The 23,092-nt window shown below is 53.5% G+C and carries 14 protein-coding genes; 2 read left to right on the forward strand and 12 right to left on the reverse strand.

Annotated elements, in window-relative coordinates; translation table 11 throughout:
• Window positions 1-21 precede the first annotated feature (21 nt).
• The 5 genes from FRH_RS01195 to FRH_RS01215 all read right to left on the reverse strand — a co-directional run bounded on the left by FRH_RS01195 (window position 22) and on the right by FRH_RS01215 (window position 8,142).
• Complete coding sequence (locus tag FRH_RS01195) at window positions 22-795, reverse strand: aldolase/citrate lyase family protein (protein ID WP_281997598.1); 774 nt, start codon at window positions 793-795, stop codon at window positions 22-24.
• Window positions 789-2,669, reverse strand: a complete 1,881-nt coding sequence (locus tag FRH_RS01200) for an IucA/IucC family protein (protein ID WP_281997599.1) — start codon at window positions 2,667-2,669, stop codon at window positions 789-791. Before FRH_RS01200 ends, FRH_RS01195 begins: the two co-directional genes overlap by 7 nt.
• A gap of 35 nt (window positions 2,670-2,704) precedes the next feature.
• Window positions 2,705-3,973, reverse strand: a complete 1,269-nt coding sequence (locus tag FRH_RS01205) for a type III PLP-dependent enzyme (RefSeq protein ID WP_281997600.1) — start codon at window positions 3,971-3,973, stop codon at window positions 2,705-2,707.
• Complete coding sequence (locus tag FRH_RS01210) at window positions 3,966-5,789, reverse strand: IucA/IucC family protein (RefSeq protein WP_281997601.1); 1,824 nt, start codon at window positions 5,787-5,789, stop codon at window positions 3,966-3,968. Before FRH_RS01210 ends, FRH_RS01205 begins: the two co-directional genes overlap by 8 nt.
• A gap of 217 nt (window positions 5,790-6,006) precedes the next feature.
• Window positions 6,007-8,142 carry a TonB-dependent receptor gene (locus FRH_RS01215; RefSeq protein ID WP_281997602.1) on the reverse strand — a complete coding sequence of 712 codons (2,136 nt, stop codon included), beginning with the start codon at window positions 8,140-8,142 and terminating at the stop codon, window positions 6,007-6,009.
• Between the two features lie 273 nt (window positions 8,143-8,415).
• On the opposite strand from FRH_RS01215, the gene FRH_RS01220 reads away from it, so the two are divergent.
• Both FRH_RS01220 and FRH_RS01225 read left to right on the forward strand, forming a co-directional pair.
• The gene (locus FRH_RS01220) at window positions 8,416-9,237 is read left to right on the forward strand and encodes an ABC transporter ATP-binding protein (protein ID WP_273682429.1); all 822 of its coding nucleotides are present in this window, start codon (window positions 8,416-8,418) and stop codon (window positions 9,235-9,237) included.
• Complete coding sequence (locus FRH_RS01225) at window positions 9,234-10,181, forward strand: sucrase ferredoxin (protein WP_281997604.1); 948 nt, start codon at window positions 9,234-9,236, stop codon at window positions 10,179-10,181. Before FRH_RS01220 ends, FRH_RS01225 begins: the two co-directional genes overlap by 4 nt.
• Here FRH_RS01225 and FRH_RS01230 read toward each other — a convergent pair.
• The 7 genes from FRH_RS01230 to FRH_RS01260 all read right to left on the reverse strand — a co-directional run bounded on the left by FRH_RS01230 (window position 10,114) and on the right by FRH_RS01260 (window position 22,969).
• Window positions 10,114-11,442 (reverse strand): serine hydrolase, encoded by a 1,329-nt coding sequence (locus tag FRH_RS01230; RefSeq protein ID WP_281997605.1) that lies wholly within the window; start codon window positions 11,440-11,442, stop codon window positions 10,114-10,116. The two genes, FRH_RS01225 and FRH_RS01230, sit on opposite strands and share 68 nt — an antisense overlap.
• A 144-nt stretch (window positions 11,443-11,586) precedes the next feature.
• Entirely contained in the window at window positions 11,587-13,731 is a 2,145-nt protein-coding gene (locus tag FRH_RS01235) for a TonB-dependent siderophore receptor (RefSeq protein ID WP_281997606.1), read from the reverse strand.
• 465 nt (window positions 13,732-14,196) lie between these two features.
• A complete protein-coding gene (locus FRH_RS01240) occupies window positions 14,197-16,218 on the reverse strand; it encodes an ATP-binding protein (RefSeq protein WP_281997607.1) in 2,022 nt (673 codons plus the stop codon).
• A gap of 9 nt (window positions 16,219-16,227) precedes the next feature.
• Window positions 16,228-17,376: a restriction endonuclease subunit S gene (locus tag FRH_RS01245; protein WP_281997608.1), complete on the reverse strand. Its 1,149-nt coding sequence runs from the start codon at window positions 17,374-17,376 to the stop codon at window positions 16,228-16,230.
• A gap of 2 nt (window positions 17,377-17,378) precedes the next feature.
• Window positions 17,379-18,857, reverse strand: coding sequence for a type I restriction-modification system subunit M (locus FRH_RS01250; RefSeq protein WP_281997609.1), 1,479 nt, complete (start codon window positions 18,855-18,857; stop codon window positions 17,379-17,381).
• Between the two features lie 2 nt (window positions 18,858-18,859).
• The gene (locus FRH_RS01255; protein WP_281997610.1) at window positions 18,860-20,650 is read right to left on the reverse strand and encodes an AAA family ATPase; all 1,791 of its coding nucleotides are present in this window, start codon (window positions 20,648-20,650) and stop codon (window positions 18,860-18,862) included.
• Window positions 20,651-20,653: 3 nt separating this feature from the next.
• Window positions 20,654-22,969, reverse strand: coding sequence for a type I restriction endonuclease subunit R (locus FRH_RS01260; protein WP_281997611.1), 2,316 nt, complete (start codon window positions 22,967-22,969; stop codon window positions 20,654-20,656).
• Window positions 22,970-23,092 lie beyond the last annotated feature (123 nt).

The following is a 23,092-nucleotide window of genomic DNA, read 5'->3' on the forward strand; positions in this document are numbered from 1 at the left end:
TCAGTAACGTGAAAACATCGATCAGTGTGAAACGTCTTTAGCTTCGTGAAGGCTCTTCTGCAGCGCGCGAAACGCAATCCCTCGTTCATCTCCCAGCATGAAGGTACGAACACCCCGTGCCTGCCATCGCGCTTTAGCGCGGGATTGGCGGAGAAAGGCGCAATAAGGGATCCCGAATGCCTGGGCCGTCTGCTGAACATGCTCGAGCGACTGGACGACATCTGGATGGTCGGTTTGCCACGTCACCCCCAGGGACTGGGAAAGATCCGCCGCACCCTCCAGCACCATATCCAAGCCAGGCACGGCACAAATCGCTTCGATTTGCTGCACGCCTTGGTGGCTTTCAATCATGGCAACGACCATCGTTTCTTGGTTGGCTTGCCCCACGTACTCGGCGAGAGAGGACTTACCAAACCCTCCAGGGCGACCGGCGTTGAGGCTTCTTGCTCCCTCAGGCGCGTATTTACAGGCAGCCACCGCGTCGGCTAACGACGCGGCCGACGCCACATTGGGCAACACGATGCCTTGCGCACCGCCGTCCAGCAGGCGCAGCAGCTGTTTGGGGTCCGTATCCGCCACTCGAACCAGTGGCGTCATCCCATAGCTCTCTGCGGTACGGATCATGTGTTCGATGGTTTCTGGGTTGATCAGAATGTGCTCGGTATCGATGACCACGTAGTCAAAGCCTGCTTCTCCGATCAACTCAATAGAGGCAGCAGTCGGCATGGAGGCCATCACCCCGTAGACTTCCCTGCCCTCTAGCAGCGCACGCTTTAGCTGATTCGTTCTCAACATACGCGCGCTCCTTCAGGTGCATAGGCGGCCAGTGGGTTGGGCACCTTTTTGACCTGGGGCTGCTCGTCTCCAAAGAGACGGCGACGAGTCAGTGCCTCTACCTCCCACTCTGGAGTAAACACGTCAAAACAGCGATAGCGCTCAGCGTGCTGGGGATGCTCGCGCTGGTACTCTTTGACGACCTCTGCCGCCATGGCCCAAAAGTGCGTCTCCTCCAAGCCAAAGTGGCGCTTCAAAAAAATGGCCATGTCACCAAGCGCAATGAAGAAAAAGGCATCGCAAGAGTAGTCACGCACCGCTGCTAGATCATCGGTGACGATAAAGGAGTTGCGATTGAGCGCGGCATGGCGCGGAGGCACCGGCTCGAGCTTGGGTGCCAGCTCGGGCCGGGCGAGCTGCGCCTTGCTAAAACGTACGCCGTCATGAAAGTCTTTGAGGGCAACGCGTGTAGGCCAGCCATCACGATGAATGACGACGATATTTTGCCCGTGGGACTCCATTCCGATACCTTCCGCAAACAGCAGATGGATGATCGGCAGCGTCGTGACGAGGATCAGTTGGCGCGTCCACGCAACGAGCCCGTAGCGCTCTACCCAGGGGGTGATGAATGGGTCAGAGGGCTCCCCTTGCGACGTGCGAGTAAGCTGGCTCAACCCGTTGAGTGGGGCAGCTTGCTCGCCCTCATGTAAATATTGGCGGATATTTTGTCGCCAAATAGCCCCGACCTTGCCATACACCTCTGCATAGCGCTTGGCAGCAAATGCGCGCTCATCCAAGGCCACGCCAACGATCTCCCCTAACAGGACGAAGCCCGCAGAGGAGGCGGTCTCATTCGTCTCGATCAGCCGCTGAAGCCACTGTGTGATGAGGGGGCCGTTGGTGACGGTATGGCGCGCCAAGATACGTGTGCTAGACGTATTCGTGATACTCATCGCCAGCTTGAGATAGGGCAGATGACGCGTTACCGAAGCCAGGGTACGTATCGACTGCTGAGGGGTATAAACCGCTTCGCCCTCCCCTAGGAAGGCAATATCGCCACTGGCAAGCTCGGGATAGAGCACCTCGACCAGAGCATTTTCCCACTGCCATGGATGCACGGGCATGAGCACGACCTCATCGCGCCGACGCTGCTGGCGTTCGAGATAGTCCTCCAACCTCGCCAGCACCTCAGGCCCGGCCTCCTCCATGGCCCGACCTAGGCAGTTTTCTCCGTCCACCGCACTTGCATGAGCCAACTGGTTGGGCACTGCCAACCAAATGACACGCAGCGGTTGAGCAAACTCAGGGCCGTAGCGCTGGTTATCCTGTAAGGAGAACCCCAGCCGTGACTTGTAGCAAGGATGGTAACTATGGGCATCCGTGAAATAGCGCTCTAATGCATCCGCCTCCAACGTTTGAGGCGATGCAGTGTCACTTAGCGCACACGTGGCCGATTGGGTGTCTTTGATGAGTGTCTGCACCAACTCGTTGACGAAGCCTGGCTGGATGGCTCCCTCCCCCAGCGTCTCTTCGAGATCCGTGATGAAGCACTGCAAACTGACGGTATCGGGTTGGTTCGGCGCGCCACTCACCGAGAGCGTAGAATGGTCCAGGCGGATCAAATGGAAGCTGTGGCATACCCACCCATCAACGCTATAGCAGCGGCTACCCAACGTGATCGAAAATCGTGACGCTCCAGCCCGCGTTGCGGCCGGGTTTGGCACGACGGTATAGCTCAGCACATCCTCATACAGCAGGGTTTGCAGCAGTTGACCAATGACACGCTGCTCGATACGGCGGTAGTGGCGCCAGCTATCCAAAGAAGAAAAGGGTGTGGAGACAACGGCGTTCTCGATGACCGCCCGCGTGGGCAGCCAAGTTGCTTGTGACGTCATGGAGTACCTTCACAACATAGAGAAATGGATAACGATTAGCCTGAGTAGCCCGCAGCCAGCACGCGACGAGGCCCAGCGCGAGAAGGCAGCGCTTCAGCGGTGTCCGTCACAAAGTGCTGAGCTGGCCGGGGATGGCAAAGGAAGTCCGCATGGGAAATGTTGTAGCCATAGGCGCCTGCCAAAGGCAGCACCACAAAGTCCCCCACCCTGACGCCACGCAGCTCTTGGTGTCGGCTCAATACATCTTTTGGGGTGCAAAGCTGCCCCACGATCGTCCAAGCGCGCTGTTCGCCATTGCTCGATAGCGTTGGGTCGCGGGGTAAGTGAATGATCGGATGATCGTGCCCCTGCGCTGCAGGTAAGCGGAATTGATGCGTACCCCCTCGACAGACTAAAAACCCTTCACCATGACTGACTTTGGTATCCAGCACTTCCATGACGTAGTAGCCACAAAAGGCAGAGAGATAGCGTCCGATTTCGAAACGAACGCGTGGGGGTGCGGACAGGGTGTCGAGCTGTTGACCAAGCGCGTGGCAGAGACTAGCCCAGTCAAACTGGTGGGAAGGCTCGCGATAATTCACCCCAATGCCGCCTCCTACGTTGAGCTGCGTCAGTTGCTCGGGATAACGTGCCAGGCTTCGCCACGATGGCCACCGCTCCAGGTAGAACGCGAGTAACTGTTGATGGCGCTGCTCGCTTGTTTGGTGCGACATGGCATGCACGTGAAAGCCGCAGAGCGTTAGGTTTGGCGCGCTATCCACGGCGCTGACGGCCTTGGGGAGCTGTGCTTCGTCGATACCGAACGGTGTCGCCGTGCCAGCCATGCGCAAACGACTGGAAAACGATGCCGGTAATTGGGGGTTGATACGCAAAAGAACGGGCTGTGTATGGCCCATCGCTGCAGCGATGGACTGCAAACGCGCAATTTCTCCGAGGCTTTCGACATGAAACGCCTCTACGCCCCGTTCGATGGCACTCCGCATGTCCGCATCCAGCTTGCCAGGCCCCGATAACACCCATGGCCGTGGCGTGGCACTGCGACACGCGCGCTCGATTTCTCCACCGGAAGATAACTCTAGGCCATCCACAATAGGGGCCAAGGTATCGATGATGGCGGGCTCGCTATTCGCCTTGATGGCGTAGTACAGCTCCACTTCAAGTGGCAGCGCCGCTTTCATGGCACGCGCGTGGGCGGCCAAGGCAGGCAGATCGTAGAAAAAGGCGGCCATGGGATCGCTACACTGTTGGCGATACCGCTCTATTGCTGACAGGATCGTATGTGGCAGCGCATTTGGCTCAGCCATAGGCCACCTCCCGCCCCATGACCCGAAGAGCGTGCCAAGGGTTGGGCAACGACACATACTGCGCCTGGCGATCAGCCTGAGCCATGAGCCGTAATTTGAAGTTGGTCTTGCAGGGCAGCGCGCCGCCTTGCAATAGCGCATCGAGCTCTGGCGCGGCTACCTCCAGCTGGCTACGCACATGCTGCAATGCCGTCGATGTGTCTTGCCATAACGCATCCGCCAACGCGGGACGTCGCCAGCTCAGCGCGAGAATGGCCTCCGCAATGTGGTTGACGAACAGGCAGTAGGCGATTCGGTTCCAACCTTGCTCCCGGCTGTAGATCATGGAGGCTTCGACGCGAGGGTGAAGGACTTCACCCGCCAACCAGGCGGTGCCCTTATCACGGGTCAACTTGACCCCCTCGAAGTCACGTAACAGCATTTTCTGGGGCGTTCCCGCCTCATGAATCAAGACGCAGTTTTGTAAGTGCGGCTCCATGACGATACCGTGCCGAAAGAACAGTCCCAGCACCGGTGGCAGCAGCGCCTTCAAATAGGCCTGAAACCATGCTCTCACTTGGTTCTGTTCAGGCAAGGTACTGGTACCGGTACTGAGCGAGCCTTCATACGCCTGTGAAATGAAGGAGAGCACCATAGGCACCAGCGTCGTATCACGCGCAAACAGCGTCCCCGTCAACAAGCAGGTTTGAGGAGAAAACCGTCGGCAGAAATTTTCTCGCAAGATGATGCCCGTTTGTTCGCGGAACCAGCGTTGCTGCTGCTCGTTGCCCTCGTTAGGCGTCCAATGCACCGTGGCGGGCTCCTCGGCAACGAAGAGCGTCGCCAAGGAAGGGTCTTCCAAGCGCCCCAATCGATGCATGATGCGATCGATCACCAGCGTGCTTTCCAGCTCGTACCACGCGTTTTTACGCACGCAGTTGGTGATGCGCACATTGAGCGATCCTTTGATGAACCAGGGATGCTCTTCGATATACCACGTGCGCATGGAGGCCGTTGGCACTGCGCTAAAGCCACTTTGACCAAGATCTCTGATCACGTTACGCTGAAGCAGCGCTTGGACGGCAGACGATTGTTTGAACATGGCCGCTTGCACCGGATGCATGCTCAGCACGATGCGTTCATCGCTCTCGGCGGCCGCTTGGTCTGCCACGTAGGAAAGGACGTCCTCTTCTTCAACACGGTTGGCCTGAACGCGTACCCCGTCTGCGGGAAAGGAGAACTGGTAGAGCGAGGTAGCGACGCCACATTCCGGGGCGTAAGAAGGCGTGCCATCAGCCAAGCAGTCATCAGGCCACTGGCGTGCTTTGGGCGTGGGATGATTCGGATGGCCAAACCATAACCCTTGCTCGCTGCTCGGATAGTCGGCTAGCGGCTGCCGGTTAGATTGCTTGGCAGCATGCCTGACAATCTCAGCCATCACTTGACGACTCTGACGAACCTGCTGCGCCAACTCCTGATTGATGCCGGCATCGACTCGCGGCAGATGTTTGAGCAGACGGCTGATGAGCATCTCGGCACTAGCGGCCATCCACGTCGTGTCGTCTTTACTCTTTAAGTAAACATCGGAAAGATAATACTGGCTACCTACCGTCGACTGACGGTCGACCATCACCCATAAGTGAAGTGAGGTTGACCACTCGATCAGAAGGGGTACTCCTGGCAACGCCTCAGGTAACCCGCGACGATGGCTCGGCCATTGAAACGCTAACGTTCGTTCAGGTATGGCGACTTCTTTGATAATACAGTTGAGTAACGCATGCACCGAGGCACACTGACTGATATCGCTCGCTGAGCGATGCTCCTGTGCGTAGCTCATATAGCCCCCGCAGAATGTCATCCTTTTGAAAGGTTTACTTACCTATCGATAGGTAAACCCACGCATCCATGGCTAGTCACATCGCGCGGTTTTTATTGTGTTACTGCTTGAACGAAACACGTTCCTTCATGCACGTTCAGTTGGTTGACGGCTAGCCACCCCTTCCATCGAAGGAGTGGCCAGACGTTAGACAGCACAAAAACAAGACGCCGAAGCCTTAGAAATCCAGCTGATATCCCACCGTGAACGTGCGCCCACGACCGGTGAAGTAGTACTCATCGCTGATGCGAGCGGCTTGGGAGTAATAAGTGAGGTAGTCTTCGTCGGTCAGGTTCTCGATACCCAGCGATAGCTGCCCTGCGGGAAGCTGGTAAGCCAGCGAGGCATCCACCAACCCGTAGCCATCGAAGTCGAGCGCCGGATTATCGACGCTGCGGTCGAAGTAGTAGCGGCCCTGTAGGCGCGTCGAGAGACGGTCGTTCCACACGGCGCTCCAGCCCAACTTAAGCGTATCGGGCGCGATGTTGATCCCGGTGAGTTTGGTATCCACGCTGCCATCGCCGTCTTGGTCCGACTTACCTTCGGTATGGGCATAGGAGAGCGACAGATCATGCTGGTCATTGACCTGCATGTTGCCGGTCACTTCCACCCCTTGGATTTCGGTTTTTTCCCGACTACCCACCCACGTACCGTTCTGCTCGGCCAAGCGCTGGCCAAAATCAGAGTTCGACTCGTAGTAGCTCACTTCCAGGCCGTAACGCTCCCAGTCGAAACGCGCGCCAATCTCGCGGTTATCGGTGACGATAGGCTGAAGTTGGAGCAGCGTATCGACATCCTGGCCCGGTTCGCTGATGCCCCGCAGCACGCGGCCCACGTCCGGCATGCCAAAGCCTTCCGAGTAACTGGCGTACAGCTGCGCCCACTCCGTGGCTTGGTACGTCAACCCCACGTTATAGAGCGTTTCATCGAAACTGGGGTTGCCGCCTCCTACCGCGACGTTGTCTTGAGTGACGTTGCTACGATCGATCGTCTCGTAGGCATCCACTTCAAGCTCCGCATGTTCATGGCGAACCCCGGCATGCAGCGTGAGCGGGTCGGCGATCTTGAACTGCCCCTGCAGGAACGGCGCAATGTTGCTATAGCGGCTTTCCGGTACGTAGGTGCGCCCGGTCTCTACCAGCATTTGGCGGGTTTCATCCTCGAGGATGTCGAGCCCCACCGTCACACCGAGCCGGTCGTCCAGCATACCCTGGCGGTTCAGGGTGAACTTGGCCCCCTGCTTATCGGACTCGTTACGGGTTTGGTCATACTGGGTATTGCCGTTGCCGTCCAGGTAAGGGAAGAACGGTGTGGTGGCAAAGCGCGCCCGAAAGCGCTGGCGGTACACCTGAGCATCGACCGCGTTGCCGTACCAATCCGCGTGGGAGTAGGCCAAGCGAGCCGTGGTCACTTCATTGAAGCCCGGGGCGCCATCGGGTGTGCCCCGCTCGGCGCTAGTGGGAATGCCCGCATCACGGTTGCCCACCACGGGCACGTAGTCGTCGCCCTCTTCCAAATCGAAATGATTGAGCGACAGCTCGATATTCTGATTGTCGTCGATCCAGTAGCCCAGCTTGCCGAACAGGTCGTAACTTTCGGAGTTTTGCAGCTCGCCGGGGTAGGCAATGCCCACGCGGCGGTCGCCGCCATCGTAAAACACGCCCCGCTCTTGGCGGGTGGCCGAGGCCACGAAATCCCAGTCGCCCTGCTGACCGCTAATGCGATAGTTGAGCTTGTTGCCCAGACCTTCCGAGTGCAGGTCGTCGTCAATGGTGACGCTTATGCCCGCGCTTTGGCTAATACCGCCCCCTTCGGCCCGACGGGTGACGAAGTTGATCAAACCGCCGGTGGCCCCCAAGCCATGCTCGGCGCTGGCTCCGTGAATCACTTCAATCCGCTCGACCATGGAGAGGTCGATGGTGTAACTGTCACGAGAGCTATCGCGCAGCGGATTGGACTGAGGCACGCCATCGATCAGGAACAGCGCATCGCGCCCGCGCAGCGTCTCCCCAGCGTTGGACAGCTTCTGACGGCTAGGTGAAAAGGAGGGAATCAAGTTGCTCAAGACCTGGCCAGGGTCGTCGGTGATGGCGAGCTGCTGTTCGATCTGCTCACGGGTGATCACTGTCACCCGCTGCGGGGTTTGACCCTCTTCGCTGCGGCTACGCGTCGCCGTCACGACCATGGTGGGTGATGACTCGTTGAGCGCCTGCCCCACGTCAGTTGCCTCTTGCTGGGCATTGGCCTGAGTGGCCGCCACTAATCCTGCCAAGGTGACCGTTGGCCAGAAAGCGGCGTGTTTCATCGTTTGCATGTCTGCTCCCTTGCGTTGTGTGTGTTGCGTCGTTTTGATGAGCCCTTGTTGACTATCACGTTAGCGCGCACTGAAATGACAATGCGCATCTAAATGATAATGATTATATTATCCATAAAGAGCCAAGCAGGTCTACCTTTGCGAACGAACCGTTCGAACTAACGAAATATCTCGACATGAGGCAGCCACAAGAACAACATTGAAAATGAGAATATTTTGTCTTAGGGTGCTGGCTGCCCTGATTTCGTGACTGAGCTTGCCTGAGCCTACCTTATGCCCGCCTATTCCCATCCTGCATCACGACTCACCGCTAACGCCCTGCACGCGGGCTACGACACCAAGCGCATTCTGCAGGGGGTGGACCTGACCGTGGCGGAAGGCCAACTCACCGTGCTACTGGGCCCCAATGGCAGCGGCAAATCGACCCTGCTGAAAACTTTGGCGCGCACGCTGACGCCCAGCGGTGGGCATGTCTATCTCGATGGCAAGGACATTCACCGCAGTAACACCCGAGAAGTGGCGCAGCGGCTGGGCATTTTGCCGCAAGGCCCCATCGCACCCGAAGGGTTGAGCGTCAAACAGCTGGTAGGGATGGGGCGCTTCCCCCACCAAGGGTTGTGGAAAAAAGACCCGCAGCAGGATGCCAGCGCCATCGCGGAAGCCATGGCCTATATGCACGTGACCGAGTTTGCCGACCGGGATGTGGAAGCGCTCTCTGGCGGCCAGCGCCAGCGCTGCTGGATCGCGATGGTGCTCGCCCAGCAGACCGATTTGATTTTGCTGGATGAACCCACCACCTTTTTAGATTTGAAGGTGCAGGTAGAGCTGTTGGCGCTGCTATCTCGGCTGGCCCACGACCATGGCCGCACGCTCCTACTGGTACTGCACGACTTGAATCTCGCCGCCGCTTACGCCGACCACCTAGTCATGATGCGCGACGGGCAAATCGTCATCAGCGGCACGCCAAGCGATGTGTTCACCGCGGCCAACCTAAAGCGCGTCTTCGACTTGGATGCTCACATTCTGCGCGACCCCGCTAGCGGCAGCCCAGTGTGCGTGCCCTTCACCTCGGCGACGTTACAGGCAGCCCTATGAACCACACCTTCTGCGCGGATTTAAGCCGAGAGCAGCAAGACCCGCTGGCGGGTAGCGCCGCTCATGCCGAGCGCAACTTACTGCTTAGCTGGCCGCGCGCGAAGTGGCAGCGCAAACTCCGCCACGCCAGCGATATGAGCAATTCATTAAAGCAAACGCTGGATACGCTGGCCGACGATGGCCTACGCATCAACCTGATCCAACAGCCGGGCATGGAAAAGTACCAGCATCAGCTCTTTCTGATGCCGGAGCGGCGCCGCTTTCGCGTGGCACGATGGGAATTAGAGGCGTTCTTCAGCGCCTTTCAAAGTGGCAGCCGCCTTAGCCAGTGGGAGCAGCCAGCGATGCTCAATGATTTGGTTCTTTGCTGTACCCACGGCACCAAAGATAAGTGCTGCGCGAAGTACGGTTATAAAACGTTCAAAGCGCTAGCCAGCACGGTAGCTGAGCACCCGCTGCCGTTCGAGGTATGGGAGAGCAGCCACCTCGGCGGCTGTCGACTCGCTGCAAGCGTGATCGTGCTGCCAAATGTGCGCAAATATGGGCGTATTACGCCAGAACAAGCGCTGCCCTTCTTACAGGCCGAAGCCCGCCAACAGCGCTTTTTGCCCGGCTACCGTGGCGGCTCACAGCTCACTCCCGCACAGCAGAGTGCTGAAATCGCTGCGTTGACACACCTCAGTACAGATACCGAACAGCCAACGCTTGCTCTGATCAGCGATCAGGGCGATGACCAAACACGAGAGATACGCTTTCAGTGGCGGCTCGACCAGCGGCAAGGTGAACTGACCGTACACTGCCAAGCCACCACCCTATGGCGCGTGGATACCTGTGCTGACCTAGCGCAAGGCCCCACCGAAAGCACCGTATGGCAGGCTAAGGTGGGCTCGAGGCACGCCCCATCAAGTACTCCGCCACCGACTGATAAGCAGGCAGCGAGGTAGGATCGTTGGCCGCGTTACCCGCCACCGGGTGAGAGGCAAACCGCACGATCACCATCTCAGCGGTGGGGTCGATATACATCGTTTGGCCATGCACACCCCGAGCAGCGAATGCTCCATGTTCATTATGCAGTGACCACCACATGCCGCGATAACTCCCACCTAGCAGAGTAGAGTAGCCCGCTTGCGCGAACGCTTCCCGATCGCCCCCCTGGCGGATACGTTGCACCGCCGCCGCTGGGAAAAGTGACTGGCCGTTGTGCTCCCCCTCGTCCAAGACGAGCTGCCCCACTCTGGCCAAGTCGCGCAGCCCTGCACTCAGCCCGCCGCCCGCGAACGGCGTACCAATCGAGTCCACCGTAAAGTAGCCATCTTGCTCCATTCCCAACCGCTGCCAGAGCCGGGACGAAAGTAGCGATGCCACGGACTCGCCGGTAGTGCGCGCAATCACCCAGCCCAGGGCATCGGTGTTGATCGTCTTATAACCAAATACTTGGCCGTGCTTCCCGTCTGGCTGAACCGTTGCCAAATATTCATAATAAGTGCGTGGACCGCTGTACTCCTCCGGTTTCGGTAACGGGCTGGCCGCCGCGTTATAGGCCCAAATTTCAGCGTCTGGATCGCTGTAATCTTCGCTAAACGCCAGTCCGGTCGTCATTTCCAGCAGTTGCTGCACCGTGGCGTTTCCAAAAGCGCTGTTGGCGAGTTCGGGCACGATGTCTCCCACCAGGTCTTCCTCATCGAGTACGCCCTCTGCGACCAGGATCTCGCCTAGCAGGCCGGTCATCGATTTAGTGACGGACATGGCGCCATGCTGACCGCGCTCGTCTAAACACCCACTATAGTGCTCATACACCACTTGTCCTTGATGCAAAATCAGCAGGCCATCGGTGTAGTTCTCACTCAGCGACGCCGCCCAAGTCATCGGCGTTTCGCTACCGAGCGGGTAAAACGTAACGGCATCGATTCCCTCGTCTAGGGCATAGGGGAGAGATAAGGGAGCCGCCAGCCCCCGGCTCACCTTCTTGGTAGGCAGTAATTCCCGAAAATGACATACCGTCCAGCGCATCTTGGGAAAGCTAAAATAGTCGGCATCGGGTTGGCCAATGATGCGCTCGGCAGGGGGTGGGAATCCCTGCATCCAACCCAGGCGCACCGGATCGGACGCCTCCGCGCTCAGCGGCTCCGCCAACGCAGCGCTCCCGCCCACCAGCATCGCGAGTATCGACGCCCCACTCAGCACACCTCGACCATTCGGTAACATCTGCGTCTCCTTACCCCATGGCGCCCTCTCCGAAGGCGATGTCTCATGAGTATAGGCAAGAAAACACGCGTGTTTTGCAGACCGCCTAACGCACAACGCCCGGCATTTAGCCGGGCGTGTAGGTCGTGCCGCACTTTGAAACGTTTACCAGCGGTACTTCACGCTGCCGATGATGCTGCGAGATGCACCGTAGTAGCAGTAGAAATCGCAGCCGCTCACGTACTCTTCATCGGTGATGTTATTCACGTTCACCTGCGCGGTCCAGCTGTCGTTAATATCGTAGCTGGCCATAGCATCGTAAAGCGTGGTGGACGGCACATCGCGGTTAATACCGCTGCCAGGGCTCGGAGACGTTTCACCGATATACCGCACGCCAGCCCCGACGGAAAGCCCGGGCAAGCTATTGCTCATATCGTAATCCAACCACGCTGACGCCATATGGAAAGGCACTAGCGGCACGCGCTCATCCTGCTGGAAATCGCTGATATCGTAGCGTGCATCAGTATAGGTGTACGCCGCCGTGAGCTGTAGATCATCGGTGAGATAGCCCACACCTTCGATCTCTACACCCTGGGAGCGGCGCTCGCCAGCCTGCTCTTGCACTGGCGCGCTAGTAGAAATCAGCGTGTTGTCCTCCTCCACGTCGAATACGGCAACGGTCACGTAGCCATCTACATCAAACGGGGCAATTTTCACACCGGCTTCAAGCTGGCGGCCTTCCAGTGGCTCGTAGCTTGCACCATCTGGCCCGATACCCGCCACCGGCGTAAACGACTCGCTGTAGCTGAGGTAAGGCGAAATGCCGTTATCGCCTAGGTACATGGCACCAGCGGTGAGTGATAGCTGTTCGTCGTCGTAGCCCTGGCTGCTGCTACCGGTGACATCGCTGAAGTCGTCACTGCTATCTACGCTGTCGTAGCGTGCGCCCGCTAAGAAGACCCACTTATCCGCAACGCGTAGCTGGTCCTGCACGTAAATACCGAACTGGCGGCGGTCCACGTCATGCTGGGTGGGGTCGCCGGTATCCGGCGCGGTAAAGGCGGCGTAATCAGGGTTGTAGAGGTCTACGGTATCCACGTTGGCGAAGAACGTAGAGCCATCGCCCAAAGTGCGGAAACTATCGCGGTTGGTATAGTTCAGGTTCAGCTCTTGATAGCCCACGCCCAGCAGCAAGGTGTTTTCTGTGTTGTCGGTGTAGGTACGTGCAATCAATCGGTTATCGATATTGAACGCATCGTACTCGCCGTCGCGATCAATCACGCCACGGGAAATGCTGCGTGGCGGTGTGACAAACGAGTTCGGGTAAACATTACGCAACTCAAGATCTAAATGCGTATAGCGAGCGTTCTGTTGGAACTCCCACGTATCGTTGATCTGATGCTCTAGCTCGTAACCAATGCCCAATTGGCGCTGATCCAAACGGTCGTAATCCGGCTGGCCCAGGTTGGTCTCGGGGTCGATTTGGCCGAACGGAGAGTCGTTCAACGTACCCAGCGCAGGGAAGAAACCGGTAGTGGGCACGCCCTCATCTTTCTGCACGCTAGCCAGGAAAGTGACCGTGGTATCGTCGCTGACATCCATTTCCAGGCTAGGCGCGAAGAAATAGCGCTCTTTTTCGCTGCCGTTAAGCTCCCCCTCCCCATCGCGATACAGTCCGACCAAACGGTAACGCATATCGTCGCGCTCGGCCACCGGGCCAGAGACATCAATGCCCACTTGGCGATGCTGCTGGTTGCCCGCCTCAATTTCCAGCGTACCCTGTGGCTCGCTGGTCGGGCGCTTGCTGATGGCGTTAATCACACCGCCGGGGGGCGCTTCAACGTACAAAATAGAGGCCGGGCCTTTGAGTAAATCTACCCGCTCAACGCCAAACGTTTCATTCATCCACCAAAAGTAGCCACCGGTGCGGAATAAACGCAGGCCATCTTGGTAGGTCGCGCTTTCCGCGCTGAAGCCACGTAAGAAGAACCAATCCGTGTTGTTGTCATTGCCGTAGGGCTGGGAAACAACGCCAGAACGATACTGGAACGTCTCGTCGTACTTATTAACGCCACGGGTTTCCAGCTCTTCCGCGCTCACGGTCGAGATCGCGCGAGGCGTCTCTACCTCGGGGGTGTCTACCTTCAACGCGGTCGCGGTGACCACGGTGGTGCCGGTGTTAATGGTATCTTCTTGAGCAAGCACGGCCAGCGGCGCAGCGCATAGCATTCCACCGAGCGACACCACCAGCGAACGACGAACGGCAGCAGGCAACGGCGCGACGGAAAACGGGAGAGTTTTACGGAGCATGAGGAAGTCTCAACGGGTAGGAAGAGGAGTATCGTTATAGTAAGGCGAATGATACGGATTTTTATTCACAACCACAATCACACTGGTGAGGCAAGGGATTGAGGTGGAACGGGGTGTTCGAGGGGCCGCCTAGAAAGTCTGCAGAAACAGGTGGGGATGAAAACGGAGAATATGGCAAAAGAGCCGTTTACTGACGTTGGTCAGCGGCTTGAAGGAAGGCGATCTGGGGGAAGAGATCAAGAAATGGGGAGCACAGTAGGACTTGAACCTACGACCTAGGGATTATGAGTCCGTCACTATAACAATAAGCTACTGACAAATAAAGGAAAGTAGCTGCAATTTAGAAAAAGATACAGTTGTTTAGAATCAGTAGTTTAGTGAAATTTTGCGAAGGCGAACAGAACGGATATGTGTACCGCTGCTGTACTGATTGTGCTCAGTACAGCAGCGGTATCTCTACCTTGACTACTGGGCTACTGGCAGTCCCAATTTATCAAAGAATGCCTTATTACGTTCTTTTGCAGCCTTCACTATCTGATCGAAACTGATCACTTCGATGTAGGCATGGGAAGGTTCGTTGTAACCGAAATAACCCATGCCATCTGAGGTGATTCGCAGATTCGCACGACGACACCGGCGACGCATTGATTCAGTAAGATCACATAGGACATAGCAGTAACCGGGAATATCGTGATTTCCTGGAATAGGGCGACCTGATTTTGTGGTTACCTTGCCCTCTCGTATTCGCTCCAAATAACTGAGTGCTTGATCGATTGGGTCTTTATCTTCACCTTCACGCATGTCGTTGCGCATTGGTCTCTTGATTTCGACCACTGTGAGTGCCGCAAGAGGGAAGCTGGCCTGATCGTTTACGAGAAGTGGGTTGTCGAATACTCTCAGGCTGAGCAAATCTGGCTCTTTTTTGGAGTCATTACCAGTAACTGGCATCGCATTTAGTGTCTTGTCTGAGGCCAAGTAATTATGGAATGCCAAGCGTTCATCAATCAGCCAAAGATTACAAGAATCCAGGAAAACCTCGCTGGAATCTTTCCGCATGGGCATTATCAGTTCGTGAATCATATCTTCACGTGCATACTTGCCATCGTCCAGGCGCTCGATGGATTTCTGTAGAAGGTCAATAATGACCTTGCGATGCGAAACGTAATTGGCAAGGTCTGATTTTTTAAGGTCTTCTGCCTTGTGTAGATACTCACTCAGCCGTTCTTTGTATTCTTCTACATGCTCCTCATTCTGAGGCTGCATGATGTCATGGCCTTCGCTTACCAATTGTCGCTCAACCTCGTACCACTGAGCATGCAGGTGTAGTTCAAGCTCCTTGTCCGACTTTTCCGGGTCAACAATGAGCTGTTCTTCTGCAACATAGTGAGCAATAGGCCGGTATCGGGGTGCATGACTATTAATAAAATCATCTACGCGTTTACGACCCGCTGAGACATTTTCTGCCAGTACATCTTGTAGGTATTCTTTAGTGCGTTCTAACACCGCGTCGCGAATATCTTTAAAGCTGACTTCGTTAAGCATGTCCTCTACGTCTTCAGCAATATCAAAGGAGGTGCGTTCGCTTCGAACATTTTCGTTGAGGTAATCAGAAGATACGTAGCAGGTGTAGGTGAACTCGCCAGAAGCGTCTGAAATTTTGCCGTACAGGCCAGGGAGTTTTCCTTGAATAGACTCTTCTTTAACTAATCGGTTAGCCGCACAGAGAGCCAGTTGATGCTTCTTATTAACGGATGCACGAAACTTAATGTGGGTCAGGTCGAAAGAATAGTCACGTATCTTAATGTTTTCGAGGAATGCACTGGCGTGCATATGCTCTTCAAGCAAGTGGTCAAGGTCGAACACGTCACCTGCATCTTCAACCAGAATCTTGGGTGCGCTGCCTTGACGAACAAAGTACCAAAGTACATGCTCCAATAGCTGATTGGCGATAAACTTCCCTTTGGTGGGAACCTGTTTTCGAAAGTTGTCGTCAAACCCTACTAACTTGATAAGGGTGCCCGACTGCTGTTCGGTAGCATCCACAACTTTTTCACCGTGGACACCCAGTTTATCGTCAAAGCGGAAAACGCGTTTGTTCAGTTCACCATCAACATCGAGAAAGTAGCTTTCCACTTCGACCAGATCAAACACCTTCAGCCACATTAAGCGGCCAACACCGCGACAGCCTTTAGCAATTTTGTGGTCGGAATCCAGCGTTTCGAAGGACTTAAAATTGGTTTCGTCAAAACCACAACCATTATCCGCTATAGTGAAACCGATGATAGGTGGTAAAGATTTAGCGTCTAAATCCAAACCGCCTTGAGTCGCTCGATTGATACGAAGAACAATTTTTCCGTTATCGGCATGGCCCTTTTCTTCAATCGAGTGAATAGAGTTTACCACCGCCTCAAAAACCGGCATCAGGCCGTGACTTTTGGGTAAAGAGGTATTGCGTAAGCGGCCTTTTAGATTGGTTTGTAAACTCATACTCCCTCCTTAGAGCTCGCCTTTGAAGGCGGAATCAAGAATCGAATTTTTCAGAGCCACCAAATCATCCAGTTGGCTTTGAATTTCAGAATTAATTTTTTCGACTTTTTTAACCAACAAGTTTACGCGACTAACCACATCAGCCTGTTCATCGATACTTGCCAGAGAGATTTGCATTTGGTCAATGTGCTTGTTATTGACTTGCGGGATCGTGCTTGCATCGACGAAATTTGCTAAGTCGATAGTGCGCATGAAGGCGAAAAGATAGTCGTCGGAGATTTTAGCTTCGTCAGCTTTTAATCCCATGATGTTGCTGTCATATGAGGCATCCTCGAGCAACATTCTCTTTTTGTTGGTTAAGATTGCTCCGCCTCTTTTAGGGATTAGGGTGCTTCCTTTAGGAAATAGTTTTACCTTGTGCTCTTTGGCAACTGTTTCATTAAATGTAATTTCTGGTTCAATCATATTTTCGTGATGATTGTTCATTTGTGCCACTTTGAAAAATGGAACATCACCATCATTGAAGCCATTTTTAAAAAGCTTGGGCAAAGCAATACCGCTATTAATTTTTACAACAGATGATAGTGGTGCGACCTCATAACTATCTTTTAGACACTCGAATATTTCGGACACCCCATTTTTCGAAAGTGCATCAGCCAGTGTGACGCTTTCCTGCAAATGCTCGATGGCAGTGTCGATGCGGGTGAGCAGTGCATCGAGTTTTTCCACGATGCGTTTTTGTTCGTTGAGTGGAGGTAGGGGAAAACTCAAATTCAAATAATCATTCCGATTAATGCCTGGTTTAACCCCTTTTTGCGATATTGACGAAACATCAAACCTATCAGCAAAGTGATAGAAATACATAAGGTCTAAAACATCTTGATTAATTATTTCTACGTAATATGCAGTATCAATTGTCCAAGAAGGAGTAAGGGCAAGGTTTGCTTCACCAACAGAACCTTTTCGACCAATAACTACAGTAGGTTGGCTCCACAAGTGCTCATTATGACTTCCTACGACACCATTTGAACCATATACAGGGACATCCCCTTCAATACGGTCGACAGCTTTTAGAGCTTTGCCGTAATGCATTTTGATCAGGGTCTTAAGCTTTTGATATTTCCACCCATCCGGCAGTTTATGTAAAACCTGTTCCATTCTTATTGCTCCGCCAACAGGTTTTCAATTTCATCCAAGAGGCCAGCCACCAGCTTTTCTTTGGTGCGGATCTGCTTGAGGATATCTCGTGGTGCTAAATGCTCGGCATCTTTCTGTTTGGCTGGGTTTTTGGCCGATAAATCATAATCTTCAGCCAATTTACTGGCTGAAACTATCCAGGAACGTTCGGTCGTTTCACGGCTGTGATACAGCTCAACAAACTCTTTTAGGTGCTCGTCGGTGATAGGTTTGTTTTTGGTAAGCTTTTGCTCGGGCTCGCATTCGTAGTACCACAAATCGCTAGTACCGCCGCTACGCTCAAAAAACAGCACGTTAGTTTTAACGCCTGAGTAAGGCAAAAACACTCCAGCGGGTAGGCTTAGAATGGTGTGCAGATTAAAGTTTTCCAGCAGTTCTTGTTTAACGTGTTTGAAGGCGCTGTTGGTTTGGAACAGTACGCCTTCTGGTACGACGATGGCTGCTTTACCACCACTTTTTAGGGTTTTCATAAAGTGCTGTAAAAACAGCAATTCGGTGGCATTACTCTGGATAGGGAAGTTTTGCTGAATTTGCGATTTCTCTTTACCGCCAAAGGGCGGGTTAGCCAGGATAATGTTGTAACGGTCTTTTTCCTGAGTGTCGCGGATGTTCTGAGTAAGGGTATTACCACGGAACAGATTGGGTGATTCGATGCCATGCAAAATCATGTTCATCATGCCCATCACGTAGGCCAGCGAGGTTTTCTCAAAACCAAAGAAGGTGTCGCGCTGGATGAAGTCCCATTGCTCGGTGGACAGTTGGTTCTTTTTGCTCTTTAGATGCTCAAAGGCTTCCACCAAAAATCCGCAGGAACCGGCTGCTGCGTCGTAAATCGTCTCGCCGGGTTTCGGATCAATGGCCTGCACCATGGCGCGTACCACAGGGCGCGGGGTGTAAAATTCACCGGCATAGCCACCGGCATCGCCCATATTTTGCAATAAGCCTTCATAGACCAGTGAGAGTTCAAACATTTCATCACTGGACTGGAAATTCAGTGTGTCGATAATATCCAGCACTTCACGCAGGGTATGGCCAGAAGCAACTTTGTTGTCCAAATACTGAAAGATAGCCCCAATTTTGTAGGTAAAGGATTTTGGATCTGCGCCCGTTGCGGCGGCATTGGCAAAGCTTTTCAGGTAGGGGAATAGCTGATTATTGACGTAATCGGTGAGGTCATCTCCGGTCTTTGCCCGTGCCAGGTCCAATTTGCCATCTGCTGTTTTAGGACAAGCCCAGCTTGCCCAGCGATGCTCGTCATCCAGTACCGGTTGATAGTCTTTGCCGGACAATACCGCTTCTTCTTCTTTCTCTGACTCGTAATCATCGAGAAACTTCAGGAACAAAACCCAGGATGTCTGCTCTGTGTAATGCATGGCACCGCTGATGCCGTCGTCGCGGCGTAGAATGTCGGTAATGCGGTCTATTTTCTGTTGTAGTGACATGCTTAGAGTTTTCCGATAATAAAATTGTACATATTGGTGATGTCTTCACTGATTTCTTCGGGCTTCATTTGATCAATATAAGACTCAATTTTGGCTAGATCTTTGCCAACACTTTGAGTTTCTATCAATGGATTCACGACATGCTTAACATCGAGCATCCTTATTCCGTCATTATCCCCAGCCTCACCATCTCTCAAATGGAAGCCTTGAGCCAGCTGATCACTGTTTATTGAGTCTAAAACGCCAAAGTGCGTCAGAGCGCTATAAGAAAGTAAATAGTTTTCAATTTCTCGCCTGCGCCATGAAAGCAAGTAAGTGTGAACGCGCCTGTTTTCAGGCCAGCGAATTCTATTAACTTCGTCTCTAGGTGCCCCTAATAACAACACACCGTTTTCATGCCACCGTGGATTTGAATTATCACGATCGCAAACAAGAAAAACATTCATCGTTTCAAAATTCGTTTCGGCTTTACTTAGTGAGTTAGTCCAATCAATTTTCGCCTTACCGATTTGTTCGTTATCATCGTTCCGACTAGATGGTTTTCCAATGGCGTGAACTTGCTCTAATCGGCTTACATCTAAACCTTTTCTGGCAGCAAGTTTTGTGAAGATAACCCAGTCGTTATAGTCATCGAGCAAGGCTATGTTTGGAAGTTTGCCACAGACCTCAAATTCCACCGATTTCGCGCGTGACAGTACACTCAGGCGATTGATCAATTGCTTGATTTTGTTGTCTTCGCTGATTCTGCCTTTTTCCACCACTTTAAGGTGCTCGATACGATTCTCTTTGGCTGAAATGGAATCGAGTAAGTGCGTAGTGGTAATGGCGTGGCCTTGGATGCTGTGGAGAAGCGCCCATAGCTTTTCGACGTTTTTATAGTGAAGATGCGAGTCTGCCTCGTCGAATAAGAACAGGGTGTTCTCGGAGTCGAACAGATCGATTAGCGCATACAAGAATAGGAGCTGGTATTCTCCATCGCTAAGCTGGTCCAGCTCGATATTGTTATTGAATACGAGTTGACAACGTGGCTTATCGATAAAGTAGTTGTTGTCGGCGGCCTGAGTGAAAAAGGCTACTTCCGGGTCCCAGCTGGTACCCATAGCTTGCGCGTTGGGCTCACCGGCTTCGGCTTCATCATCACCCGCTTGGATTTGCCTGGGGTAGTCGAAAGAAACCCGAATTAAGCCATTGGCAGTGAGATCAAAAGTTCGCTTTCGCAGGGGCTTTTCAAACTCATACTCACGAGATATCAGGTTGGTAATAAAGCTTTCCAGTGAGCGAAAATAGGGCGTCGCACGCAGAGTATCGGCTTCACCGCGTTCTTCACGCTTGAGTGCATCTTGCACACGAGCAATGTAGTTTTTATCTACTTTAAAGGCGCACCTGAAGGTTGTACTCAAATCGTCTTTATCTGGCTGCGACTCATTGACGTATTCCTGATCCACCAGGAAAGACCGAACTTTACCGTTGCGTTTGATGGCTGTGGCTAAAAAGATCAGCAGCTTTGACCAAGATTTGTCGAAATAGAAACAGTCGAGATTGAGGCCGCGCCCGGCTTGCCTTTCTCTTTTCAAATAGGCACTGAACTTTTCTGAGTAGTTCTCGTTCTGGCCAGATGAGAAGCACACGACCTTAAGGTTTTCATGATCTCGCCCGGATAATCGTTGTTCAAACACCGATTGCAAAATACTGGATTTGCCCGAGCCATTCTCGCCGATCAGCGTAGCGACCTTATCAATTCGCAAGGTCTGTATTTGTCTATGCAAAGTGTTGGGGGCTAAGTTCAGTTCCATTGGCTAGCTCACGTGGTATAGCTGGTGTTGTAGTTGTTTGAAGGCGGCGAGCAGTTGCGCAGGTTTGCCGCCAAAGGCCATGGAGGCATCTTTAGTGGTACCAAGACCGGATAGTTCGATCAGAGCTGGCAGGCGCTCACGCGCCAGTTCTGTAACGCCCGTTTGCTCGTAGCGATTCAAGACAAAATGCAGGAACTGCTTGGCCTTTTCCTGTTGGTACTGGTCGAAGAATACGCTGTTAGCCCGCACGGCTTCTGCTCTGGATTTACGGGTAGCCATGGGTTGTTCAAAGGCTAAAAACGCCAGCAGATCGAACATGTCGCAGTCGTCGGCTTCGAACATCCGGCGCAGGATCGAGAGCTGTTCTTTATCAAAGCCAGCCTGTACCAATTTGACCAAGAGTTGTTCGCGAAGGTCTGGGTCTGACCAGATATCCCGAAGTTCATCAACGCTTGTGAACAAACCTGGCAGTTGTTGAATTAACCGTTCAACAAACTCATGAATAGTGAGAGGCTTGCCGTTTTCGTCGATATAACGGGTTTCAATATCGATGACCTTGAGCTCACGCTGCTTGCCAAGTTTTACCTTTAACCTCGGGCGCGGCTCTCTCGGCTCGGGTTCTGGCCCATCGCCGCCTTCAGGCGGCTCTGGCGTGTAGGGTGGCGGTGTCGGTTCTCGGGTTCCGCCTGGCTCTGGCGCTTCGGGCTCACCATCCCATTCCTCATCATAGAAGTTGTTGGTCGCTCCCCGAAAATCCACGATGGTGAAGTAGTCTTTACCATCAAAAACTCGGGTACCGCGCCCCACAATCTGCTTGAACTCCACCATCGAGCCGATGGTTCGATCCAGCACCACATTGCGGACATTACGGGCATCGACACCGGTAGTGAGCATTTGTGATGAGGTAATAATGGTTGGGATGTCTTTGTCGTTGTCCTGGAATTTTTCCAGCAGTTCGCGGCCGACCTTGCCTTCGTCGCTGGTGACTCGTACACAGTAATGCGGGTCTTTTATGGCTTTGTATTTATTAATCATGTCGCGCATGGTCAGCGCGTGGTTTTGGTTCTCACAAAAGACGATAGTTTTTTCCAGCGGGTTGATGTTTTGTAAGATGGCTTTGGCGACCAGTTCGGTGCGTTCATCAACAATAATTTTTCGGTCATAGTCTTCGACCTGATACAAATCCTGACCAGATTCACCTTCGACGATCACGTCATCTTTGGTGAGCACCAATTCATCTAGATTGGTTCTAACTCGCTTAACTCGGTAGGGAGTCAAGAAGCCATCATTGATACCGTCTTTCAGTGAATAGACATAGGCTGGCTGACCAAAGTATTCGTAGGTGTCTACGTTGTCTGTGCGTTTCGGAGTGGCGGTTAAACCCAGGTGCACAGAACTGCTGAAGTGGTCGAGAATAGCTCGCCAAGAGCCTGTGTCATTAGCAGCACCTCGGTGACACTCATCAATCAACACCAGATCAAAGAAGTCTTTGGGATAGGCTTTGTAGTAGCCATCAATGTTTTCTCGCTCCGCAATCGCCTGATAGATCGCGAAAAATATGTGGGCGTTGGTTGGCACCACACCATTGCGTTTACGCACTTCTTCCCCGTTGATTTTGATCAGGTCTTTTTCATAGGGGTTGAAGGTGTTAATGGCTTGGTCGGCCAGGATATTACGGTCAGCCAGAAACAGAACCCGTGGCCTGCGTGAACCGGGATTATCTCGGTTCCAGCGTGCCTGAAATACCTTATGAACAATTTGAAAGGCGATGAAGGTTTTACCGGTACCGGTGGCCAGCGTGAGCAAAATGCGGGATTTGCCTTGGCCGATAGCGTCTGTTGCCGCATGAACTGCCAGCTCTTGGTAATAACGTGGCTGCATGGCCCCTTCTAAATGGAAAGGGATGTTTCTTAACTCCTGACTTAAATCTGTTGTTTCTCCGGCATAACGCCTTTCCAGTTCAGCAGGCGTTGGGTAAAACTCAATGTAATCGCCTTTGCCTGTTTCCAGATCGAATTCGTAGGTTTGTTTACCGTTACTGGAATAGACGAAACGAACTCGAAGCTTGCTCGCATAGTCGATGGCTTGTTGCAGGCCTTTGGTTGGATGCTCGGATTCTTTTTTGCCTTCTACTACGGCCAGATACCGATTGTCTTTGTGAAGCAAGTAATCCACGAAGCAACGTCGACCACGGGCCCCACCTGCCAGTTTTCGGCCGTCGGTGAAGTAGTGCTCTCTAACGATATTGGTTGCCTGCCAATGAGCTGCATGCAACGCTGGATCAATGTAATTGGCGCGAGTGTCTGCTTCAGAAGCCATATTTATGTCCTTGAATATCATCTGGCTAGGCGGTGCCAAAGAGACCGCGCAACGCTTGTTATTGCCGTTTTTTATAACTGTCGGGTGCCATGTGAATGACAACGCATCTGGCAAAGCGGTAGT

It is taken from the genome of Halomonas sp. A020 (assembly GCF_027943625.1).
In the GTDB taxonomy this organism is placed as follows: Bacteria; Pseudomonadota; Gammaproteobacteria; order Pseudomonadales; family Halomonadaceae; genus Vreelandella; species Vreelandella piezotolerans.

What these genes read in the sequence shown, in the direction of transcription:
- FRH_RS01225 (WP_281997604.1), top strand. Translation starts at nt 9,234, where the DNA reads ATGAACCACACCTTCTGCGCGGATTTAAGCCGAGAGCAGCAAGACCCG.
- FRH_RS01205 (WP_281997600.1), bottom strand. Translation starts at nt 3,973, where the DNA reads ATGGCTGAGCCAAATGCGCTGCCACATACGATCCTGTCAGCAATAGAG.
- FRH_RS01220 (WP_273682429.1), top strand. Translation starts at nt 8,416, where the DNA reads ATGCCCGCCTATTCCCATCCTGCATCACGACTCACCGCTAACGCCCTG.
- FRH_RS01250 (WP_281997609.1), bottom strand. Translation starts at nt 18,857, where the DNA reads ATGTCACTACAACAGAAAATAGACCGCATTACCGACATTCTACGCCGC.
- FRH_RS01200 (WP_281997599.1), bottom strand. Translation starts at nt 2,669, where the DNA reads ATGACGTCACAAGCAACTTGGCTGCCCACGCGGGCGGTCATCGAGAAC.
- FRH_RS01210 (WP_281997601.1), bottom strand. Translation starts at nt 5,789, where the DNA reads ATGAGCTACGCACAGGAGCATCGCTCAGCGAGCGATATCAGTCAGTGT.
- FRH_RS01235 (WP_281997606.1), bottom strand. Translation starts at nt 13,731, where the DNA reads ATGCTCCGTAAAACTCTCCCGTTTTCCGTCGCGCCGTTGCCTGCTGCC.
- FRH_RS01255 (WP_281997610.1), bottom strand. Translation starts at nt 20,650, where the DNA reads ATGGAACTGAACTTAGCCCCCAACACTTTGCATAGACAAATACAGACC.
- FRH_RS01195 (WP_281997598.1), bottom strand. Translation starts at nt 795, where the DNA reads ATGTTGAGAACGAATCAGCTAAAGCGTGCGCTGCTAGAGGGCAGGGAA.
- FRH_RS01240 (WP_281997607.1), bottom strand. Translation starts at nt 16,218, where the DNA reads ATGAGTTTACAAACCAATCTAAAAGGCCGCTTACGCAATACCTCTTTA.
- FRH_RS01245 (WP_281997608.1), bottom strand. Translation starts at nt 17,376, where the DNA reads ATGGAACAGGTTTTACATAAACTGCCGGATGGGTGGAAATATCAAAAG.
- FRH_RS01260 (WP_281997611.1), bottom strand. Translation starts at nt 22,969, where the DNA reads ATGGCTTCTGAAGCAGACACTCGCGCCAATTACATTGATCCAGCGTTG.
- FRH_RS01215 (WP_281997602.1), bottom strand. Translation starts at nt 8,142, where the DNA reads ATGCAAACGATGAAACACGCCGCTTTCTGGCCAACGGTCACCTTGGCA.
- FRH_RS01230 (WP_281997605.1), bottom strand. Translation starts at nt 11,442, where the DNA reads ATGTTACCGAATGGTCGAGGTGTGCTGAGTGGGGCGTCGATACTCGCG.